Genomic DNA, 16,598 nt, shown 5'->3' on the forward strand with positions numbered 1-16,598 from the left:
AGCGCCTTGCCGAATTCCCTCTCTGCTGACGCGCGGTTTCATAGATCGCATCAATGCGACACGTGGGTCAGAATTTCCTCGACTATGCGCAAGCTTAACGGAAACTGAAAGGCAGCCCAAGGCATCTCTGCAGCAAGAAGTGACAGCGGCGATAGAGTGGTCCGGGCGGTCGGTATGTTTTTGCCTTCTAAATCTTGATCTCTCCAATTGACGAATCCCGGCGCGTAGACCTATCTATAGTCAGTCACGGTCTTCCGTTCCCCACATCTTGTAGGGTGGAAGCTAAGAGGGAACCCGGTGCGCCAAAACGGCAACTCCGGGGCTGCCCCCGCAACTGTAAGCGGCGAGCGGTTGTCATCATGGTCACTGGCGCGACACAGCGCCGGGAAGGCCGATGGCCGCAGTGACCCGCGAGCCAGGAGACCTGCCGCGACCGAATGAAAGTCCTCGGGCGGGGTGTCCCGGTGGGTCGCTTGCAGCCGGGGACATTTGCCCGGATTCCTCGCAAGTCGTCCGCGCCGGCCCGCGCCCAACATCGCGGGGTTGCCGATGTCGCCGTCTTACAATTTCGATCAGCAGGGTCATCTCATTGAGCCGCCGCATGTGCAGCCGCGCCCAGCGCAGGCAAGGCCTACCCCGCCTGAGTCGGGTCTTGTCTTGCCATCGCCGGCTCCGCTGCCGCGCCCCCTTGCTCCATCGCCAAGGCGGGCCGATCTCAAGCTCGATCGGACGCGCGACGACCTGTTGACGCCGTTCGGCAAGCTGACGGTGACCGACCGTTACCTGCTCGCCGGCGAATTGCTCCAGGACATGTTCGCGCGGGTGTCTTGCGCCTTCGCGGATGATGTTGCGCATGCCCAACGTCTCTATGATGCGATGTCTCGGCTGTGGTTCATGCCGGCCACACCGGTGCTGTCCAACGGCGGCACCACGCGCGGTCTGCCGATCTCATGCTTCCTTAACTCGGTGTCGGACTCGCTCGAAGGCATCGTCGGCACCTGGAACGAGAATGTCTGGCTTGCCTCTAACGGCGGCGGCATCGGCACCTACTGGGGCAACGTTCGCTCGATCGGCGAGAAGGTGAAGGGCGGCGTTACCTCGGGTATCATCCCGTTCATCCACGTCATGGACGGCCTGACATTGGCGATCAGCCAGGGCTCGTTGCGGCGCGGCTCTGCGGCGGTCTATCTCGATATCCACCATCCCGAGATCGAGGAGTTCCTCGAGATTCGCAAGGCGTCCGGCGACTTCAACCGCAAGAGTCTCAACCTGCACCACGGGATCAACGTTACCGACGCGTTCATGCGTGCCGTGGGCGCCGGCACCGCGTTCGCTCTGCGCAGCCCGAGGACCAACGATGTCATCCGCGAGATCGACGCCCGCCAACTGTGGCAACGCATCCTGGAGAACCGGCTGCAGACCGGCGAGCCTTACTTGTTGTTTATTGACACCGTGAACCGGTCGCTCCCCAAGCACCAGCGCGAGCTCGGCCTCAAGGTCTCTACCTCCAACCTGTGCAGCGAAATTACCCTGCCGACCGGCATCGATCATCGCGGCGAGGAGCGCACCGCGGTGTGCTGCCTGTCGTCGCTCAACCTCGAGACCTGGGATCAGTGGAATGAGAAGCCAGGCTTCATCGAGGACGTCATGCGCTTCCTCGACAACGTGCTGACCCACTTCATCACGGTGGCGCCGGACGGCATGAAGCGTGCCCGCTACGCCGCCTTGCGTGAGCGCTCCGTCGGCCTCGGCGTCATGGGCTTCCATTCGTTCCTGCAGGCCAAGGGCATTCCGATGGAAAGTGTCGTGGCCAAGTCGTTCAATCTGAACATGTTCCGGAAAATCCGTCGCGATGCCGACGCGGCATCCGTGACGCTCGCGCGCGAGCGTGGGCCGTGCCCGGATGCACTGGAACGCGGTGTGATGGCGCGCTTCAGCCATAAGATCGCGATCGCGCCAACCGCCTCGATCAGCATCATCTGCGGCGGGACTAGCGCTTGCGTCGAGCCGATCCCGGCCAACATCTACACCCATAAGACCTTGTCCGGTGCCATCTCGGTGCGTAATCCGCATCTCGCCAAGCTGCTGGCCGCCAAGGGCGCAGATACTTCGGCGACCTGGCAGTCGATCATCGCGCACGAGGGTTCAGTCGCCCATCTCGACACCCTGTCGGAACACGAAAAAGCGGTCTTTCGCACCGCCTTCGAAATCGACCAGCGCTGGATCGTCGAGCTTGCCGCCGACCGCGCCGCGTTCATTTGCCAGAGCCAGTCGATTAACCTCTATCTGCCGGCCGACGTCGATAAGTGGGACCTTCACATGCTGCATTGGACGGCATGGAAGCGCGGGGTGAAGAGCCTCTACTACTGCCGTTCAAAATCGATCTCGCGCGCGGCGTTCGCCGGCAACATCGCTGACGGCGACAACGCGGCGCCGCCGCAGCCGCAGCGGCACACTGACTATGAGGAGTGCCTCGCATGTCAGTGATCGATCTCTCATCCGTCGATCCGCGCACACTGATCGGCAAACGGTGCGTCGGCCTCCTCGACTCGACCGGCAGCTATGACGTCGATCGCTACGCCTGGGCTTACGAGTTCTGGAAGCGCCAGCAGCAGACCCATTGGATGGGCGAGGAGGTGCCGCTTGGTGCCGACCTCAAGGATTGGGCATCGGACCGCGTTACCGACAGTGAGCGCGCGCTGCTCACTCAGATCTTCCGTTTCTTCACCCAATCGGACATCGAAGTCGGCGATAACTATCTTAAGCGCTACATCCCGATCTTCCAGCCGCTCACCGTCCAGATGATGATGGCGGCCTTCACTAATATGGAGACGGTCCACATCGACGCCTATGCGCTGCTGCTCAAAACGCTCGGCATGCCCAAGACCGAGTTCGAGGCATTTCGCGGCTATTCCGAGATGCGTGCCAAGGCGGACTACATGCACGAGTTCGGCGTCGACACAGTAGCCGATGTCGCCAGGACCTTGGCGATGTTCGGCGCCTTCACCGAAGGCATGGCGTTGTTCGCGAGCTTCGCGATGCTGCTCAATTTCCCCCGCCACAACAAGATGAACGGCATGGGACAGATCGTAAGCTGGTCGGTTCGCGACGAGAGCCTGCATTGTGAGGGCATTATCAAGCTGTTTCACGAATGGAACCGAGAAACCGGCGCGGTGACGCGCTCCGTCCGTGACGATATCGTCGACGTCGCCAAAACCATGGTGAAGCTGGAGGAGAATTTCGTCGACCTCGCCTTCGGCCTCGGCAAGATCGAGGGCATGAGGCCTGAGCAGATCCACACTTACGTCCGCTATGTCGCCGACTGGCGACTGACCCAGTTGCGGATTGCCCCGGTCTTCGGCTTCTTCGAAGCCAAGGAGGGCGGGTTCACCCAGCTCAAGGCGCATCCGCTGCCTTGGCTCGTCGAGATTCTCAATGGCGTCGAGCACGCTAATTTCTTCGAGCAGCGCGCCACCGAGTACTCCAAGGCGGCGAGCCGCGGCAGCTGGGACGGCGAAGACGGGGTGTGGGCAGCTTTCGGCCGGACGTAGCCAGACGGAACGGCGCTTTGGAGCGCCCCCGCATTTTCGGACGTTTGCGAAAGTCGGCTCTGCCGCTGCTTGCGGGGCCGCAGCGGACCTTGATCTATGCCGCTCGAAATCATGGTCGCGGGCCTTTGGGATGGACGTGCCAAAGTGGAGGTGTTGAGCACACCTAAGGTGTCCGCCAGTATCGGAGTTCATCAAAAACGCTCCGGCTGGGATGAGCAGAGGCAGCGCGGTATCGGGCAACCGATCGAAGAAAACTGCGCCCGTTGATGTGCCGATGCGCAAATGAACTCAATCCCGGTTTCACGAGGCGCGCGACGTAACCGATGTCCACGCGGTTTGCGCTAAGGCCGCCTGCAATGCGGCTTAAGAAGAATTGGTTGCACGCTAGCCGTCCTTTTGGGAAGGGCGGACGGAAACTGTTTTACGCACCTTAGCCAAAGGGACGCGGAAAAACCTGACTTGAATGCTGCGGGCCGGCGGCTGTGTACGTGACAATCACGCGTGATGGTCAAGGTGGCCGACTCCGCGGCGTCGGTTCATATAAAGTGCAGGGCGGAGAAGGCAAAAGTGAGAAGAGGGCGCACTGGTGATCGTTTGTCTCTCGCCGTGCATCTATCTTGACGTGACCAGGTCTCTGCACTGATCGATTGGGCCTTAAAGTGGGAGCTTGGCAATTTTTCGCCGGCCGGGGGCCGTCACCGACTGCCGTTGCCGTCCGCAATTTCAATCTGTCGGCGCCAGAGACATGGCCCTGCCGAGGCGCGAGCCATGGTTGCTAGTGGGGAGGCCGATCTTCCCCAGAGTCCGCAGGCCGATCTTCAGCCGGCTTCGGGCCAAGGGATCGAGTCCAGCGATGGCGTGAGACGAATGAAGCCCTCTGCTCTGCGTTCGGCTGTGTGGGCACCCCGAGAAGAGTGAAAACCTTTGTGGCGGTCCTTGCTCGGTCTCACTCCGCTGCACTCCAGCATATCGATCTGAGCGCCTGTGGCTGTTTGGCCAATGAAAACCCAGTAATCCTTGGCGAGACGTCCGTCCAACATATGGAACTCGGACAGTTCTGGTGGTGCGGCTTCGGAAGGACCTGGCTGAGACGGTCCGGCTGCAAGGGTCGAGCGTGGGGTCCGGCCTGCAATGGCCCTGCAAGCGATAGCCCGGCATGCGACGGCTAGGCATGCCACGGTCCAGCGAAGGGCCGGCATCCTCATCCTGGCATATCAGATCCTGATCGACACCAGGATGAGCCTCGACCGCCTGCTGGAGAGATACTGCAGGGGACGCGCCGCGTCAGGACAGCATCGTGCGCAAGTCTGCGCCAAGCAGAGATGAATTGAAAATGCGAAGCAGCTTGTGGCGAAGGTCAATGCCTTCTCCATTGGCTCATTGCGAATCCTCTTGACGCTCGTCAGCTTCTCGAAAGCTAACTCTCTTAGCATGAGAGAGCGGATGTCTAGAGGGCGATGCCGCCTATCCATCTTAATGGAGATGCACATCGAACACCCGATGCTCTGCCGGCGGCTCGGAGGGTGCACTCCACACGAGCCTTCGAAACAGTTCTCTGGAGGTCGCAATGCAAATGGCCTTCGTCGAACTATGGCTCGAGCCAAACTTTCAAAGGAGGAGCAGGATGGATTTCAACTCAATCAGCCCAACGAACACAAGCCCGCAGCCCGATTCACCATCAGCGCCCGCGGGTCCAGCGGGCTTTGAGCACCAGCTGCGCGAGGTCGAAGATAGTGCTCTGCCACCTGCTGCGGGATCTCCCGTGCAGCAGGGCAAAGCCTACTCGCCATATCTGGACGCCCGGCATCCCTATTCGCAATATTTGGAGTCGGGGCATCCCTATTCATCACTGTTGGATCGGGAGGATGATCTATATGCGCCGGCTGCGCCCTCCCCCGGGCCATTGGTGGCCGCCAGAGAAAGCTCTCCACAGCCAGGCTCGCAGCAGCCGATCGCTCAAGCCATCGCGGAACTCCCAGAGTTTGATCCTGATCTAATTTGGCAGAATGTGGAAGCCGGGTCATCGCAGGCTGGACCGTCTCAGGCCGGACCTTCGCAAGCCGGGCCATCCTCGTCCGCCGGGGCTGCGCTGTCGGAGCTCACAAATTTCATTCCCGAGGACGAGCGTTTCATAGCCGACCACTGGGTCTTCTGTCCCCATACGGCCTCGGATGCCCAGATCAACATACTAAGGAGGGCCGGCCTCTTGCCTAGCAATAACTCCCGGACCACAAGTTTCACCATGCTGGGTATGCCCCACACAGCCGAATTTCGACAAGAGGGGTTCGTTCGTATCAAACCGTCGATGGACGCGGGCCTCTGATCTGGACAATTACACGGCGAGCGCCCACTGGGTAAGCATTCCATAGCAGCCCGCGGAGCGCGGACATAGTCCGCCGCCAGCAGACCTTCGCGACGTCGCCAACGGCAGGAGCACCTGGCAACGTCCTTTCTGGCAGGCTGTCGACTATCTTGGCCATCTTGGCCTCCCGCCAAGATGAATATACTAAATCATTAGTTACGCGTCCTTTCAGAAAATTGGTCAGGCATTGGCGGCTCAGCGAAATACCAAGAGTCCACACGGCCTGGCATGCGCGCCACTGAGCCGCTGCTGAAAGCCGATCGCGTCCGTAGGCGGTTCTGGTGAGTCGGGCTCTCGGCTCGTATTCATGCCTGCGGCTCCGACGCAGTTGGTTCGGAAGCTCGTGTCGACCTTTAAGCCCTCGAGCCCCCGTCAAAACTGGCGCTTACCAACTTCCGCTCGCGCCTAGCGTGGCTGGTTGCCCACGTCCGTTGCGGTCGGGAGCAGGCGCCGCCGTCCAGACATCCGCACGCTCATGCTGGGCGCATTAGCGTTCGAAAAGCTGACGATCGGACGGATTTGAGCCAATACAGATCGGATCGACTTCGGCTGAAGGTGTTTTCGCATCGGTTAGTCACTTCTGGCCCGTGCCAGCCTCCCGCACGGTGCCGTCCTGATGCGGCGCGTCGGGCGAATAATGCCCTTCCGGGCGTCCGTCCCGAATAACCACGCTCGAGGAGCCGCGAAACAACATCAAAACCGAATCCCGCGGCGGCCCTTCGGCGGCGGCAGGATTGCGCCGCGCCTGCGCCTCCGCCACAAGGCCCTTCAACGTCTGGTCCACCAGCGCGATGAAGCGTGGCGGGCCCGAAGCCAGGACGAGGCCATCGCCGGGGGCCGGTTTCACGATATAGCGTTCATCGGAGATGTTGAGCGCATCGAGCGCGGTCTTGAACGCATCGAAGCTGATCGGGCTCAACACCATCAGTCGGCTTTGCGCCTCGTGGGCCGCGGATATGTAAAGAACGAGGCCGTCGTAATACCATTGAAGATTGTAAAGGTTGGTCAAACGCTCGAGGAATTCGCGCGGTGGCAGGTCCGGCATTCGTCCGCGAATCCGGCCCTTCACTTCAGTGCTGACATTGACCCTGATATTGAGATTGTTGCCAAACTCCTGCAGCGCGGCAGAAAGGTCCTGGTCCAAAACCGTGTAGCTATAAGGGGCCGACGGCAGCGAGAGGGGGGCGCCAAGCGCGCTGACCATTCCAAGACAGATGAAACCTCCGGCGTAAAGAATTCTCTTCAATACCATCGTGGATCGGACAAACATTCCTGAAGGCCTTCTGAGAATTAAACTTGGAATTTCGGTCCAGCCTGGACGCCAAACGTGATCTTTAGATGACGCAAGGCGGCGCATCCTCGTCAGGTTTTCGTCAGCTCACCGTACTACGATCTTGATCCGTTCAGTGTCAGACAACGCCTGGTTTCATCAACGAGCGCAATGACTCCTTATATGATGTTAGGCGCAACGCCGATCTCACCCAATTCAGCCGACTGTCTTGCCAATGCCTGCTCGCCGGCAGCCGCCGGCGAGCAGGCGCACTTTGAGCAGTCTCTTGCGCAAGCGGCCTCCGACCAGAGTGCCACCTCATCGGTCGCAGATAGAGCCGCAGTCGTTCCGCCGGTATCGGAAGTGCAGCGCACGAACACGCTAGCGAATCCGCCGGGCGATCGCATCCTTCAAGCGCTTTCTACCATGTACCACAGTCATGTCGGTGCTCCGGCGGTCGGTAGTGTGTCGTCTGCGCCGAGCGTCATCCAGCCCGGACCTGCCGCGCAGCCGCTATTGCAGCCGCTCGACATCGGCGCGCATGAGACAGTTAAACCGGTAGCGGCAGATTTCGATTCGATGGTGGTGAATCTGCGGGATGTCTACCGGGACGTCGTTCAGGTTTCCCTTGTCTCTAAGAGCACCAGCGCCGTGAGTTCGTCGCTGAACAAGCTGCTTTCGGCGGGCTGAATGAAGCTGATGCGTGGTGTGATGTGCAGTGCGGGCAACGGCAGCCGTCAATCGTGGCGACGGCTTCGCGTTTGCCTTGCTCTGCCCCTTCTTGTTCCGTTGCTCGGCTGCAAAGCTGATCTCTACAGTAAGATTCAGGAGCGTGAAGCCAATGAGATGCTTGCGCTTCTCCTTGGCAAGGGTGTCGATGCAGCTCGTGTTGTCGCCAAAGATGGGACCAGCACGATCCAGGTCGAGGAAAGGCAGCTCGCCTATTCGATTGACTTGCTGAATGTTGAGGGGCTGCCGCGCCAATCTTTCAAGAATCTTGGCGAGGTATTCAAGGGATCGGGCCTCGTTGCGTCGCCGATCGAGGAGCGGGCCCGTTACGTTTATGCCCTCAGCGAGGAATTGTCGCGCACCATTAGCGATATCGATGGCGTCCTTTCCGCCCGGGTCCATGTGGTCCTTCCTAAAAACGATCTGTTGCGGCAAGATGCGACCCCGTCCTCAGCGTCGGTTTTCATCCGACATGGCTCCAACGCAAAGCTCTCGGCGCTGTTGCCTCAGATCAAGATGCTCGTAGCCAACAGCATCGAAGGGCTGTCCTACGACAAGGTGGCTGTGGTCTTCGTGCCGGTTGAGCGAACTCCGCTTGAGCAGCCAGCGTCGCCGACAGCCGCTTCAGCTCAAAGCGCAAAATCTGCTTCAACGCCGTGGCTTGCGCTTGGGGTTGGAGGCGCCGGCGCCATATTCGTCATTGCATCTTATGTGTTGCTCGGTGCGCGTCTTCGTCAGTTCGGGCAATCATCGCGCAACCTGATCATGTTCAACAGGCGTTCGAATGTGCCCGCCGTTCAGGCTGCTGGTAAAAAGATCATGTCTGATTCGACATAGCCAGGACGCTCATGTCGGTATCAATGTCTTCCACCGAACCCAATCGTTCGTTCACGCTGGCTTCCGATCGATTGCGCGAGCTTGTTGTCTCGATCCACCCAAGCCGTTTTGCTGCCTGTCTTGATCCGCTGCTGTCGCCTGCCACGTTGCTCCGACTACAGCAGAGTTTTAGGCTGCAGCCAAGACTGGCCGCACTGTTGGTCGGCCACGAAGTCGATGTAAGCGGAGCGGGCTGGAACGAGGATCCTTTGCTCGGGCATGATCCGCGGCGGGCTGCCCTGTTCGCCGGCAGTATCTGGCATGCACGCTCCGTCCTGAAGCTGGTTTCAAAGCACGATCTGTCAATTTTGGTCGAAATGATCGGTGCTGAAGCGCATGCTTTCGCCATCCGGCATTTATCCAGTGCGGTCGCAACAACGCCTATTGCCGATCCCGAACGCCTGTCGCGACAGATTGAACACGACGGGCATGCCTGTCTTGGCGCCTGGCTCGACAAGGCTCCAGCGCTCGACCGTATCCGCGTGCTTCTACGCCTGCCCGTTGGGACCGCCGTGGACAATCCGGCGGCTGAGCACCGTTGTGCCGCGGGCCCGCTGCTCTCCTTGGTTATGACCCATTTGCGGGCGGAGGCCACCACGGTATGACAGTCGACGTCCCAGCATTGCCTGTGACCCCGCAGTTCCGCCCGCTTGGACCCCTGATCCCGGCAGCCGAGCTCAAGATCTGGCATGAAGCCGTGGACGCGCGGGCCGCTGCCGAACGGCACCTGCAGCGTGTTCGCAGCTGGGGACGCAAAGCTTATGAGCGGGAACGGTGGCGCGGTCATGCCGAGGGCGTCAAGGCGGGCGCAGAGGAAATGACGCGACTGATTGCGCAGACTGCGTGTGAACTCGCGCAGCGAAAAGCCGTTCTGGAGCAGCAGTTGCCCGAATTGGTCATTGAGATCGTGCGCGATTTGCTTGGCGCCTTTGATCCGGGAGAGATGCTGGTGCGCAGTATTCGTCACGCGATCGAGCAAAAGTACAAGAACACGGAAGTTTGCCTTCACGTATCGCCCTTAAAGGCCGATCTGCTTGCCAGCGAATTCGCAGTTTACAATGGACAGGAGGGCCGGCCCAAGGTCAGGATCGAGCTGGATCCGGCGCTCGCGGCGGACCAATGCGTTTTGTGGAGCGAGTTTGGCAATGTCGACCTCGGACTTGCCGCGCAGCTCCGCGCGCTTCGTTTGGGGTTTGGCTTGCCTTCGCACGAAGGTGAGCCATGACCACGCAACGACCGACCCATAATGCTGCGGCTGAAGAAGGGGCAGTCCACTCCGCACTGTCATCCTTGAGATCTTCCGCTAAGCATATCGACACGCGTGCCGTCCGCGGTCGGATCACGCGGGCGATCGGTACACTGCTCCATGCCGTCCTGCCGGAGGCCCGGGTTGGGGAACTATGCCTCTTGCAGGATCCCCGCAGCGGATGGTCGCTCGAGGCCGAAGTGATCGGTTTGTTGCCGGACGGGGTGTTACTCACGCCGATCGGTGACATGGTCGGCTTGTCCAACCGTGCGGAAGTCGTCACGACCGGGCGAATGCAGGTAGTGTCGGTCGGCCCCGATTTGCTCGGCCGCGTGATCGACAGTTTCGGTCGTCCGCTCGATGGTAAGGGCCCCATAAAGGCTGGCGAAGTGCGCCCGCTGCGTGGTAAGGCGCCTAACCCCATGAAACGACGCGGTATCGAACAGTCTTTTCCGCTCGGCGTTCGTGTCCTGGATGGGCTCCTGACATGTGGAGAAGGCCAGCGGATCGGAATCTATGGAGACGCCGGTTGTGGCAAGTCGACACTGATGTCGCAGATCGTCAAGGGTGCAGCCGCCGACGTCACGATTGTCGCGTTGATCGGCGAACGCGGCCGAGAGGTGCGTGAATTCATCGAGCGCCATCTTGGCGAAGCGCTCCGCCGCTCGGTCGTCGTTGTTGAGACCTCCGACCGTTCGGCCATGGAGCGGGCTCAGTGCGCCCATATGGCGACGGCGCTGGCCGAATATTTTCGTGATCAGGGGCTGCGCGTCGTTCTTATGATGGATTCCTTAACGCGCTTTAGCCGCGCGATGCGCGAAATCGGCCTTGCCGCAGGAGAGCCTCCGACCCGGCGCGGATTTCCGCCGTCCGTCTTTGCACTGCTGCCGGGCCTGTTGGAGCGCGCCGGCATGGGCGAGCATGGCTCCATCACGGCCTTCTATACCGTGCTTGTCGAAGGTGACGGCACGGGCGACCCAATCGCCGAAGAATCTCGCGGCATTCTTGACGGGCACATCATTCTCTCGCGCGCGTTAGCCTCGCGAGAGCATTTTCCGGCAATCGATGTGCTGTCGAGCCGAAGCCGCGTCATGGATGCCATCGTGTCTGTTCAGCATCGCAAGGCCGCTTCCTTGTTCCGTGATCTGCTTTCGCGCTACGCCGAGGCCGAGTTCTTGATCAAGGTCGGCGAATACAAGCAAGGCTCCGATCCGCTGACCGACCGGGCGATCGCCTCGATCGAGGAGTTGCGCACGTTCCTGCGTCAGGGCCAGGACGAAGCATGCAATTTTGGGGAGACGGTGGCATGGATGTCGCGTCTGACCGCATGAACTGTGTTCATGCGTCGAAATTGCGGCTGGTGAAGGACATGAGGGAGCGGAGTGCCCTTCGTGAGCTGTCCAACATGGAAGCCAAGCGCCGCGTCGCAGATGAAGCTGTCGCACAGGCTTGCGAGCGGCTTGCAAATGCCGAAAGACACCGCGCAAGGGTCGAAGCCGAACTCTATCGGCAGATGTTATCGGAGAACGCGATATCCGTCAGCGAACTCGAGCGCCGCCACCATCTTATCATCGGCCGACTCGCAGAGGACATCGCGGCAGCCCAGCGGGTTCTTGACGAGGCGCGCTCCGCTCAAGATCAGGCCGAGACTGCAGTCCGTGAGGCGCGGACGCTTTGGGCCAAACGTTCGGCGGCGTCCCACAAATGGCAAGAGATCGAGCGTGACGTTGAGCGAAGCACCAATGCTCATGTTGAAGCCGCGACGGAAATCGAAGCCGATGATGAGGTGTTGCTTCGCTACCGCAGAGGCGCGTCCGCCCAAAGGGGAGACGAGCCGAGCTGATGGTCGATACTTCTACCTTAACGCCAGCATGCCGTGAGGAGCAGGCGTCGCCTGCGACCCAGAGGCCGGACGGATCGGTGCCATTCAGAGCGCAGCCGATCCTCTCGCATGCTGTGGTCTCGTGGCTCAATGAGATCGCGGTTTTCCGCGGACCTCTGCAAAGCCGTCTCGGCGACAAGCCGCTATCGCTGCGTATAAATCGGCTTGTCTGGCAGGTCGAGCCGACTGAGACATCGATGCTTGATTGTGTCTTTGACGCAGGCGGCGAAATGCTCGTCCTGTCCTTGCCCGTCCCGCTTGCTGAAGCGCTGGTTGCAACCGTACAGAACGGCCTGAGCTTACCTTCCGAGCCGACGCGTTCGCTGGTCCTTGAACTGGCGCTAGAGCCGTTGCTCGCTCCACTGGAGCGACTGATGCAGCGGAATTTGCAGCTTCTGCGCACCGATGAAGCGGCGAAATCAGGTCCATACCTGGAATTCGACGTCGCCTATGGTCAGCTCGCGAGTAAGGTTCGCCTGCTTTTATTCTCGTCTCTTGACGCTCTGGTTCCGCCAGCGTTCAGCGTCCTGGGCGAACTGCTTGGCCGATTGCCGCGACAGACGCCCAAGCTTCATTCTGAACTGCCTGTCATTGTCGCAGGCCAGGTTGGTTCGCTCCGCATCACGATCGGCCTTGTTCGTCAGGCACAGCGAGGCGATGCGCTGCTGCCGGACGCTATTCCGCTTGCTCGAGGCCAGGTCATCCTCACTGCGAGCGCATTGTGGGCTCCTGCCAAGATCGCCGGCGAAAGGCTGGTTCTGCGGGGGCCATTCCGCTCGCAATCCCACCCCCTGAAAAGTGGACACATGACGACACAACCCCAAGCACAACAGCTCCCCTCCGAGGCCGATATCGACAGTCTCGAGATCACGCTCGTATTCGAATGTGGCCGCTGGCCGATGTCGATTGGAACCTTGCGGAGCATCAACGAAGGCCATGTGTTCGAACTCGGCCGTTCGCTTGACGGCCCCGTCGATATTCTTGCCAACGGGCAGCGTATCGGCCGCGGCGATATCGTGCGGATCGGCGAGGAACTTGCCGTCAGGTTACGCGGCAGGCTGACGGTCAATGACTGAGATTCAACCCAGCATCCTGGCGCTTCTTGCGATCACGGTCGGCCTCGGCCTGCTCGCCTTCGCAGTCGTTACAACGACCGCTTTCATAAAGGTCTCCGTTGTGCTTTTCCTGGTGCGCAACGCGCTCGGAACCCAATCGATACCGCCCAACATTGTCCTGTATGGGGCGGCACTGATCCTAACGGTCTTCATCAGCGCGCCGGTGTTTGAGCAGACCTACAACCGCCTGACGGATCCGCAACTCCGCTACCAAACGTTCGATGACTGGGTGACGGCCGCCAAGGAGGGGCAGGAGCCGCTGCGCGCCCATCTGAAGAAGTTCACCAATGAAGAGCAGCGCCGGTTCTTCCTATCGTCGGCCGAACATGTCTGGTCGGAGGAGATGCGCGGCAGTGCCACGGCTGATGATTTTGTGATTCTTGTGCCGTCGTTCCTGATCTCGGAGCTCAAGCGCGGCTTCGAAATCGGCTTTCTTCTCTATCTTCCCTTTATCACCATCGATCTGATCGTCACGACGATTTTAATGGCCATGGGGATGTCGATGGTATCACCGACAGTAATATCTGTTCCATTCAAGCTCTTTCTATTCGTCACCATCGACGGCTGGTCACGTCTCATGCACGGGCTGGTGCTAAGCTACACGACGCCCGGAGGTTGACAATGAACGAAGCCAGCATCCTCATGCACCTGAGCCAATCGCTCGTGCTTTTCATGATCTGGGTTCTGCCGCCGCTCCTCGCAGCCCTGATTTCGGGATTGATCATTGGCCTCATCCAGGCGGCAACCCAGCTCCAGGATCAAACCTTGCCCCTGACGGTGAAGCTTCTGGTCGTCGTCGCCGTGCTCGCCGGCTTCTCTCCTGTGCTCAGTGCTCCGCTCATCGAACAGGCCGAGCGCATTTTCAGCGAGTTTCCTGCACTCACCGCAAGATACTAGCGGGACCTGGATGGCTGGCCTTTCACCCACCGATGCGCACGCTCTCGTCCAGGGCGGCATCGAACTTGCCGCGGCAACCGGCCTAAGCGCGGCCCGCGCCTTAGGCATCATGCTTGTGCTTCCCGTTTTTACGCGGCCGCGTATCAGCGGCCTGATTCGGGGCAGTCTGACGATTGCGATCGGACTGCCGTGCCTCCCGCAGATCAAGCTCGGCCTGGAGGCGCTCGACCCGAACACGCGTCTGGTCAGCGTCGCCATGCTCGGCTTGAAGGAGGTCTTCGTCGGCCTTCTGCTCGGCATCCTGCTCAGTATTCCCCTATGGAGCATCCAGGCGGTCGGCGACATCATCGATACCCAGCGAGGAATCTCGAGCCAGGTTGCGGCAGAAGATCCTGCAACGCACAGCCAGGCGTCGGGAACCGGGCTTTTTCTCGGTGTCACTGCGGTCACGATCTTCGTTCTGGTCGGCGGCCTTCAGACCATGGTGAGCAGCCTTTATGGCAGCTATCTGATCTGGCCCGTGTATCGGTTCCTGCCTGCGGTCACGGCACAAGGGGCAATGGAATGCCTCGCCCTTCTCGATCATATCATGCTGACGACGCTATTGGTCGCCGGGCCCGTGCTGGCCCTGCTGCTGCTGATCGACGTGTCGGTCATGATGCTCGGCCGCTTTGCATCCCAGCTAAAGCTGAACGATCTTTCGCCTACGATCAAGAATGTCGCCTTCGGCGTCATCATGGTCAGCTACACCGTCTATCTCCTCGAATATGCGGGAGCTGAAATCCTGACGTCGAACAACGTACTCGAGCATTTCAAGAAGCTCTTGAAATGAGCGGCACGAGCGAGGAGAAAAAGCTTCCTCCGACACCCAAGAAGCTGCGCGATGCACGCAAGAAGGGGCAGAGCGCGCGCAGTGCGGATTTGGTGAGCGGGGTCAGCGCCTGCGCCGGTCTTTCCTGTCTGTGGTGGAGAGCGGGAGCGATCGAAGACAAGTGGCATGAAACGGTCCGGCTGATCGACAAACTGCAGGAGCAGCCTTTCACGAGCGCCGTTCCGCAGGCGCTCAGCGGCTTACTGGAACTTTCGATCGCAACGGTCGGGCCTTTACTCGCGGCGGCCGTGGCAGCTGCCCTTCTGGCTAATGTTCTGGCCAATGGCGGCTTCATGATTGCTTTGGAGCCACTCAAACCGAAACTTGAGAAACTGGATCCCATCAAGGGCTTGACGCGGATCGCATCGAAACGATCGGCCATCGAGCTTGGCAAGACTCTGGTTAAGGTGGTGCTCCTCGGGACGTGCTTTTTCTTCACCGTGACCGCTAGCTGGAAAGCGTTGGTGTATTTGCCGGTCTGTGGCATGGGCTGTTTCGGATTGGTCTTCACCGAGGTCAAGCTGCTGGCCGGGATTGCGGGCGGGGCGTTTCTCGTCGGCGGATTGACTGATCTTCTGATCCAGCGCTGGTTGTTCCTGCAGGAGATGCGCATGACCGAAACCGAGGCCAAGCGCGAGAACAAGGAACAGCAAGGCAATCCGCAAGTGAAACGCGAACATCGGCGTCTGCGCCAGGAGTCCGCGAACGAGGCTCCCCTTGGCGTTCATCGCGCCAACCTGATCCTAACGGGATCCACAACCCTGGTTGGGCTGCGCTATGTTCGCGGCGAAACCGGCGTGCCGATCCTGGTCTGCCGTGGCGAGAGCGAAACTGCTTCCAAACTGCTTGGCGAGGCGCGCGCGCTGGGCCTCAAGGTTGTGGATGACGACGTCCTGGCGCGACAGCTGCTCGGCACAGCAAAGCTCGGCAACCCGGTTCCTTCGCAATATTTCGAGGCGGTCGCAAAAGCGCTTTACGCTGGCGGCCTGGTCTAGAGTGCTTCCGGGCGAAGCGGGTCCCGGTTCGCGTGAAGAAACGCGCCAGAGCGAAAATCTATAGAGACCCGTTCTAATTCAATCGGAACGAAAAAACCCTGGATCATCTTGACGGTGGCGCCAGCCCCTCATCGAGGGGGCTGTACGTCCCTCGTCGTCGCCGCGGGGGCTTCCGGTGTTGCCCTGTTGCTCCCTCCATCTTCCTCTTTGCTCTTGTTGGGCGGGGCAAAGGTGCCGTAGCTGGCAAGAGGACTAGCGGCGCGATCGCCACTACTTGTCATGACAGATCGATTGTCCAGCAAGTCGATCGGATCGTTGACCATGACTGCCAGATTGTTTCTGGTCGAGCAGCCAAGGGTCGGATCGAATGAATTGTCGTTTACCGCAGGTCCGACGATGGAAAGAGATGGACAAACGGGAGGATGGGCCTCAAAGGTGATGGCCTCGATCCGCACCCCGAAGCGGGCGGGCAGATCGATCGGGGAGGCGGCCAGGCGGATGTTATAGGGGGCGATGCCCATGGCACGGGCCTCGTGGGCCACTTGTGCAATGAGCCGGGGTGAGCCGGTGACATCAATATGGAGTGCATCCCGGCGACCGCCACTGGCATGCGCAATGAAATTCCGCAGCCGATGCCTTTCAGAGCCACGAAGGCTCTGCAAGAACAAGACGCTGCTCTTCTGTTCCACCTGGATCGCCTGCTCAGCCGGCTCGGAACGGACCGAAGCACTATTTGCGCATCCACCCAACGTTGCCGCCATAACGATCAAATGGCACAGATGTCGCAGAGTCATTTGACGATCC

17 protein-coding genes and 1 riboswitch are annotated in these 16,598 nt (G+C 60.2%); of the genes, 15 read left to right on the forward strand and 2 right to left on the reverse strand.

Translation table 11 applies throughout. The annotated features are described in order from the left end of the window. The first annotated feature begins 230 nt into the window (after positions 1-230). Positions 231-446, forward strand: a riboswitch (cobalamin riboswitch). Between the two features lie 211 nt (positions 447-657). From IF803_RS31355 to IF803_RS31370, 4 genes are all read left to right on the forward strand, one after another. Continuing rightward, on the forward strand, positions 658-2,487 hold the full coding sequence (locus IF803_RS31355) for a ribonucleoside-diphosphate reductase subunit alpha (protein ID WP_225161267.1): 1,830 nt from the start codon (positions 658-660) through the stop codon (positions 2,485-2,487). Continuing rightward, positions 2,478-3,551: a ribonucleotide-diphosphate reductase subunit beta gene (locus IF803_RS31360; protein WP_162136766.1), complete on the forward strand. Its 1,074-nt coding sequence runs from the start codon at positions 2,478-2,480 to the stop codon at positions 3,549-3,551. Before IF803_RS31355 ends, IF803_RS31360 begins: the two co-directional genes overlap by 10 nt. A 96-nt stretch (positions 3,552-3,647) precedes the next feature. Next, a complete protein-coding gene (locus IF803_RS31365) occupies positions 3,648-3,818 on the forward strand; it encodes a hypothetical protein (protein WP_155258801.1) in 171 nt (56 codons plus the stop codon). Positions 3,819-5,118: 1,300 nt separating this feature from the next. Beyond that, positions 5,119-5,874, forward strand: a complete 756-nt coding sequence (locus IF803_RS31370; protein ID WP_233475198.1) for a hypothetical protein — start codon at positions 5,119-5,121, stop codon at positions 5,872-5,874. Between the two features lie 613 nt (positions 5,875-6,487). Here IF803_RS31370 and IF803_RS31375 read toward each other — a convergent pair. Continuing rightward, positions 6,488-7,183, reverse strand: a complete 696-nt coding sequence (locus IF803_RS31375; protein ID WP_026192322.1) for a hypothetical protein — start codon at positions 7,181-7,183, stop codon at positions 6,488-6,490. 171 nt (positions 7,184-7,354) lie between these two features. On the opposite strand from IF803_RS31375, the gene IF803_RS31380 reads away from it, so the two are divergent. The 11 genes from IF803_RS31380 (at position 7,355) to IF803_RS31430 (ending at position 15,794) form a co-directional block, all read left to right on the forward strand. After that, a complete protein-coding gene (locus tag IF803_RS31380) occupies positions 7,355-7,873 on the forward strand; it encodes a nodulation protein NolB (protein ID WP_233475196.1) in 519 nt (172 codons plus the stop codon). Next, on the forward strand, positions 7,874-8,749 hold the full coding sequence (gene sctJ, locus IF803_RS31385; protein ID WP_016844756.1) for a type III secretion system inner membrane ring lipoprotein SctJ: 876 nt from the start codon (positions 7,874-7,876) through the stop codon (positions 8,747-8,749). A 23-nt stretch (positions 8,750-8,772) separates the two neighbouring features. Further along, positions 8,773-9,393, forward strand: coding sequence for a nodulation protein NolU (locus IF803_RS31390; protein ID WP_276325804.1), 621 nt, complete (start codon positions 8,773-8,775; stop codon positions 9,391-9,393). Beyond that, positions 9,390-10,013 (forward strand): type III secretion system stator protein SctL, encoded by a 624-nt coding sequence (gene sctL / locus IF803_RS31395; RefSeq protein ID WP_016844754.1) that lies wholly within the window; start codon positions 9,390-9,392, stop codon positions 10,011-10,013. The genes IF803_RS31390 and sctL overlap by 4 nt, the downstream gene beginning before the upstream one ends. Next, on the forward strand, positions 10,010-11,365 hold the full coding sequence (gene sctN, locus IF803_RS31400) for a type III secretion system ATPase SctN (RefSeq protein WP_026192326.1): 1,356 nt from the start codon (positions 10,010-10,012) through the stop codon (positions 11,363-11,365). Before sctL ends, sctN begins: the two co-directional genes overlap by 4 nt. Beyond that, the gene (locus tag IF803_RS31405; RefSeq protein ID WP_018269951.1) at positions 11,341-11,877 is read left to right on the forward strand and encodes a YscO family type III secretion system apparatus protein; all 537 of its coding nucleotides are present in this window, start codon (positions 11,341-11,343) and stop codon (positions 11,875-11,877) included. Before sctN ends, IF803_RS31405 begins: the two co-directional genes overlap by 25 nt. Before the next feature lie 113 nt (positions 11,878-11,990). After that, complete coding sequence (sctQ, locus tag IF803_RS31410) at positions 11,991-12,992, forward strand: type III secretion system cytoplasmic ring protein SctQ (protein ID WP_016844751.1); 1,002 nt, start codon at positions 11,991-11,993, stop codon at positions 12,990-12,992. Then, a complete protein-coding gene (gene sctR / locus IF803_RS31415) occupies positions 12,985-13,650 on the forward strand; it encodes a type III secretion system export apparatus subunit SctR (protein WP_016844750.1) in 666 nt (221 codons plus the stop codon). Before sctQ ends, sctR begins: the two co-directional genes overlap by 8 nt. A gap of 2 nt (positions 13,651-13,652) precedes the next feature. After that, entirely contained in the window at positions 13,653-13,928 is a 276-nt protein-coding gene (locus IF803_RS31420; RefSeq protein ID WP_016844749.1) for an EscS/YscS/HrcS family type III secretion system export apparatus protein, read from the forward strand. A 10-nt stretch (positions 13,929-13,938) separates the two neighbouring features. Continuing rightward, the gene (gene sctT / locus IF803_RS31425) at positions 13,939-14,760 is read left to right on the forward strand and encodes a type III secretion system export apparatus subunit SctT (protein WP_016844748.1); all 822 of its coding nucleotides are present in this window, start codon (positions 13,939-13,941) and stop codon (positions 14,758-14,760) included. Then, positions 14,757-15,794: an EscU/YscU/HrcU family type III secretion system export apparatus switch protein gene (locus tag IF803_RS31430; protein WP_018269952.1), complete on the forward strand. Its 1,038-nt coding sequence runs from the start codon at positions 14,757-14,759 to the stop codon at positions 15,792-15,794. The genes sctT and IF803_RS31430 overlap by 4 nt, the downstream gene beginning before the upstream one ends. Before the next feature lie 128 nt (positions 15,795-15,922). Here the strand turns inward: IF803_RS31430 and IF803_RS31435 are convergent, their stop codons facing one another. Beyond that, positions 15,923-16,588, reverse strand: a complete 666-nt coding sequence (locus IF803_RS31435) for a CpaD family pilus assembly lipoprotein (protein ID WP_016844747.1) — start codon at positions 16,586-16,588, stop codon at positions 15,923-15,925. Positions 16,589-16,598: the final 10 nt, after the last annotated feature.

It is taken from the genome of Bradyrhizobium sp. UFLA06-06 (assembly GCF_054820065.1).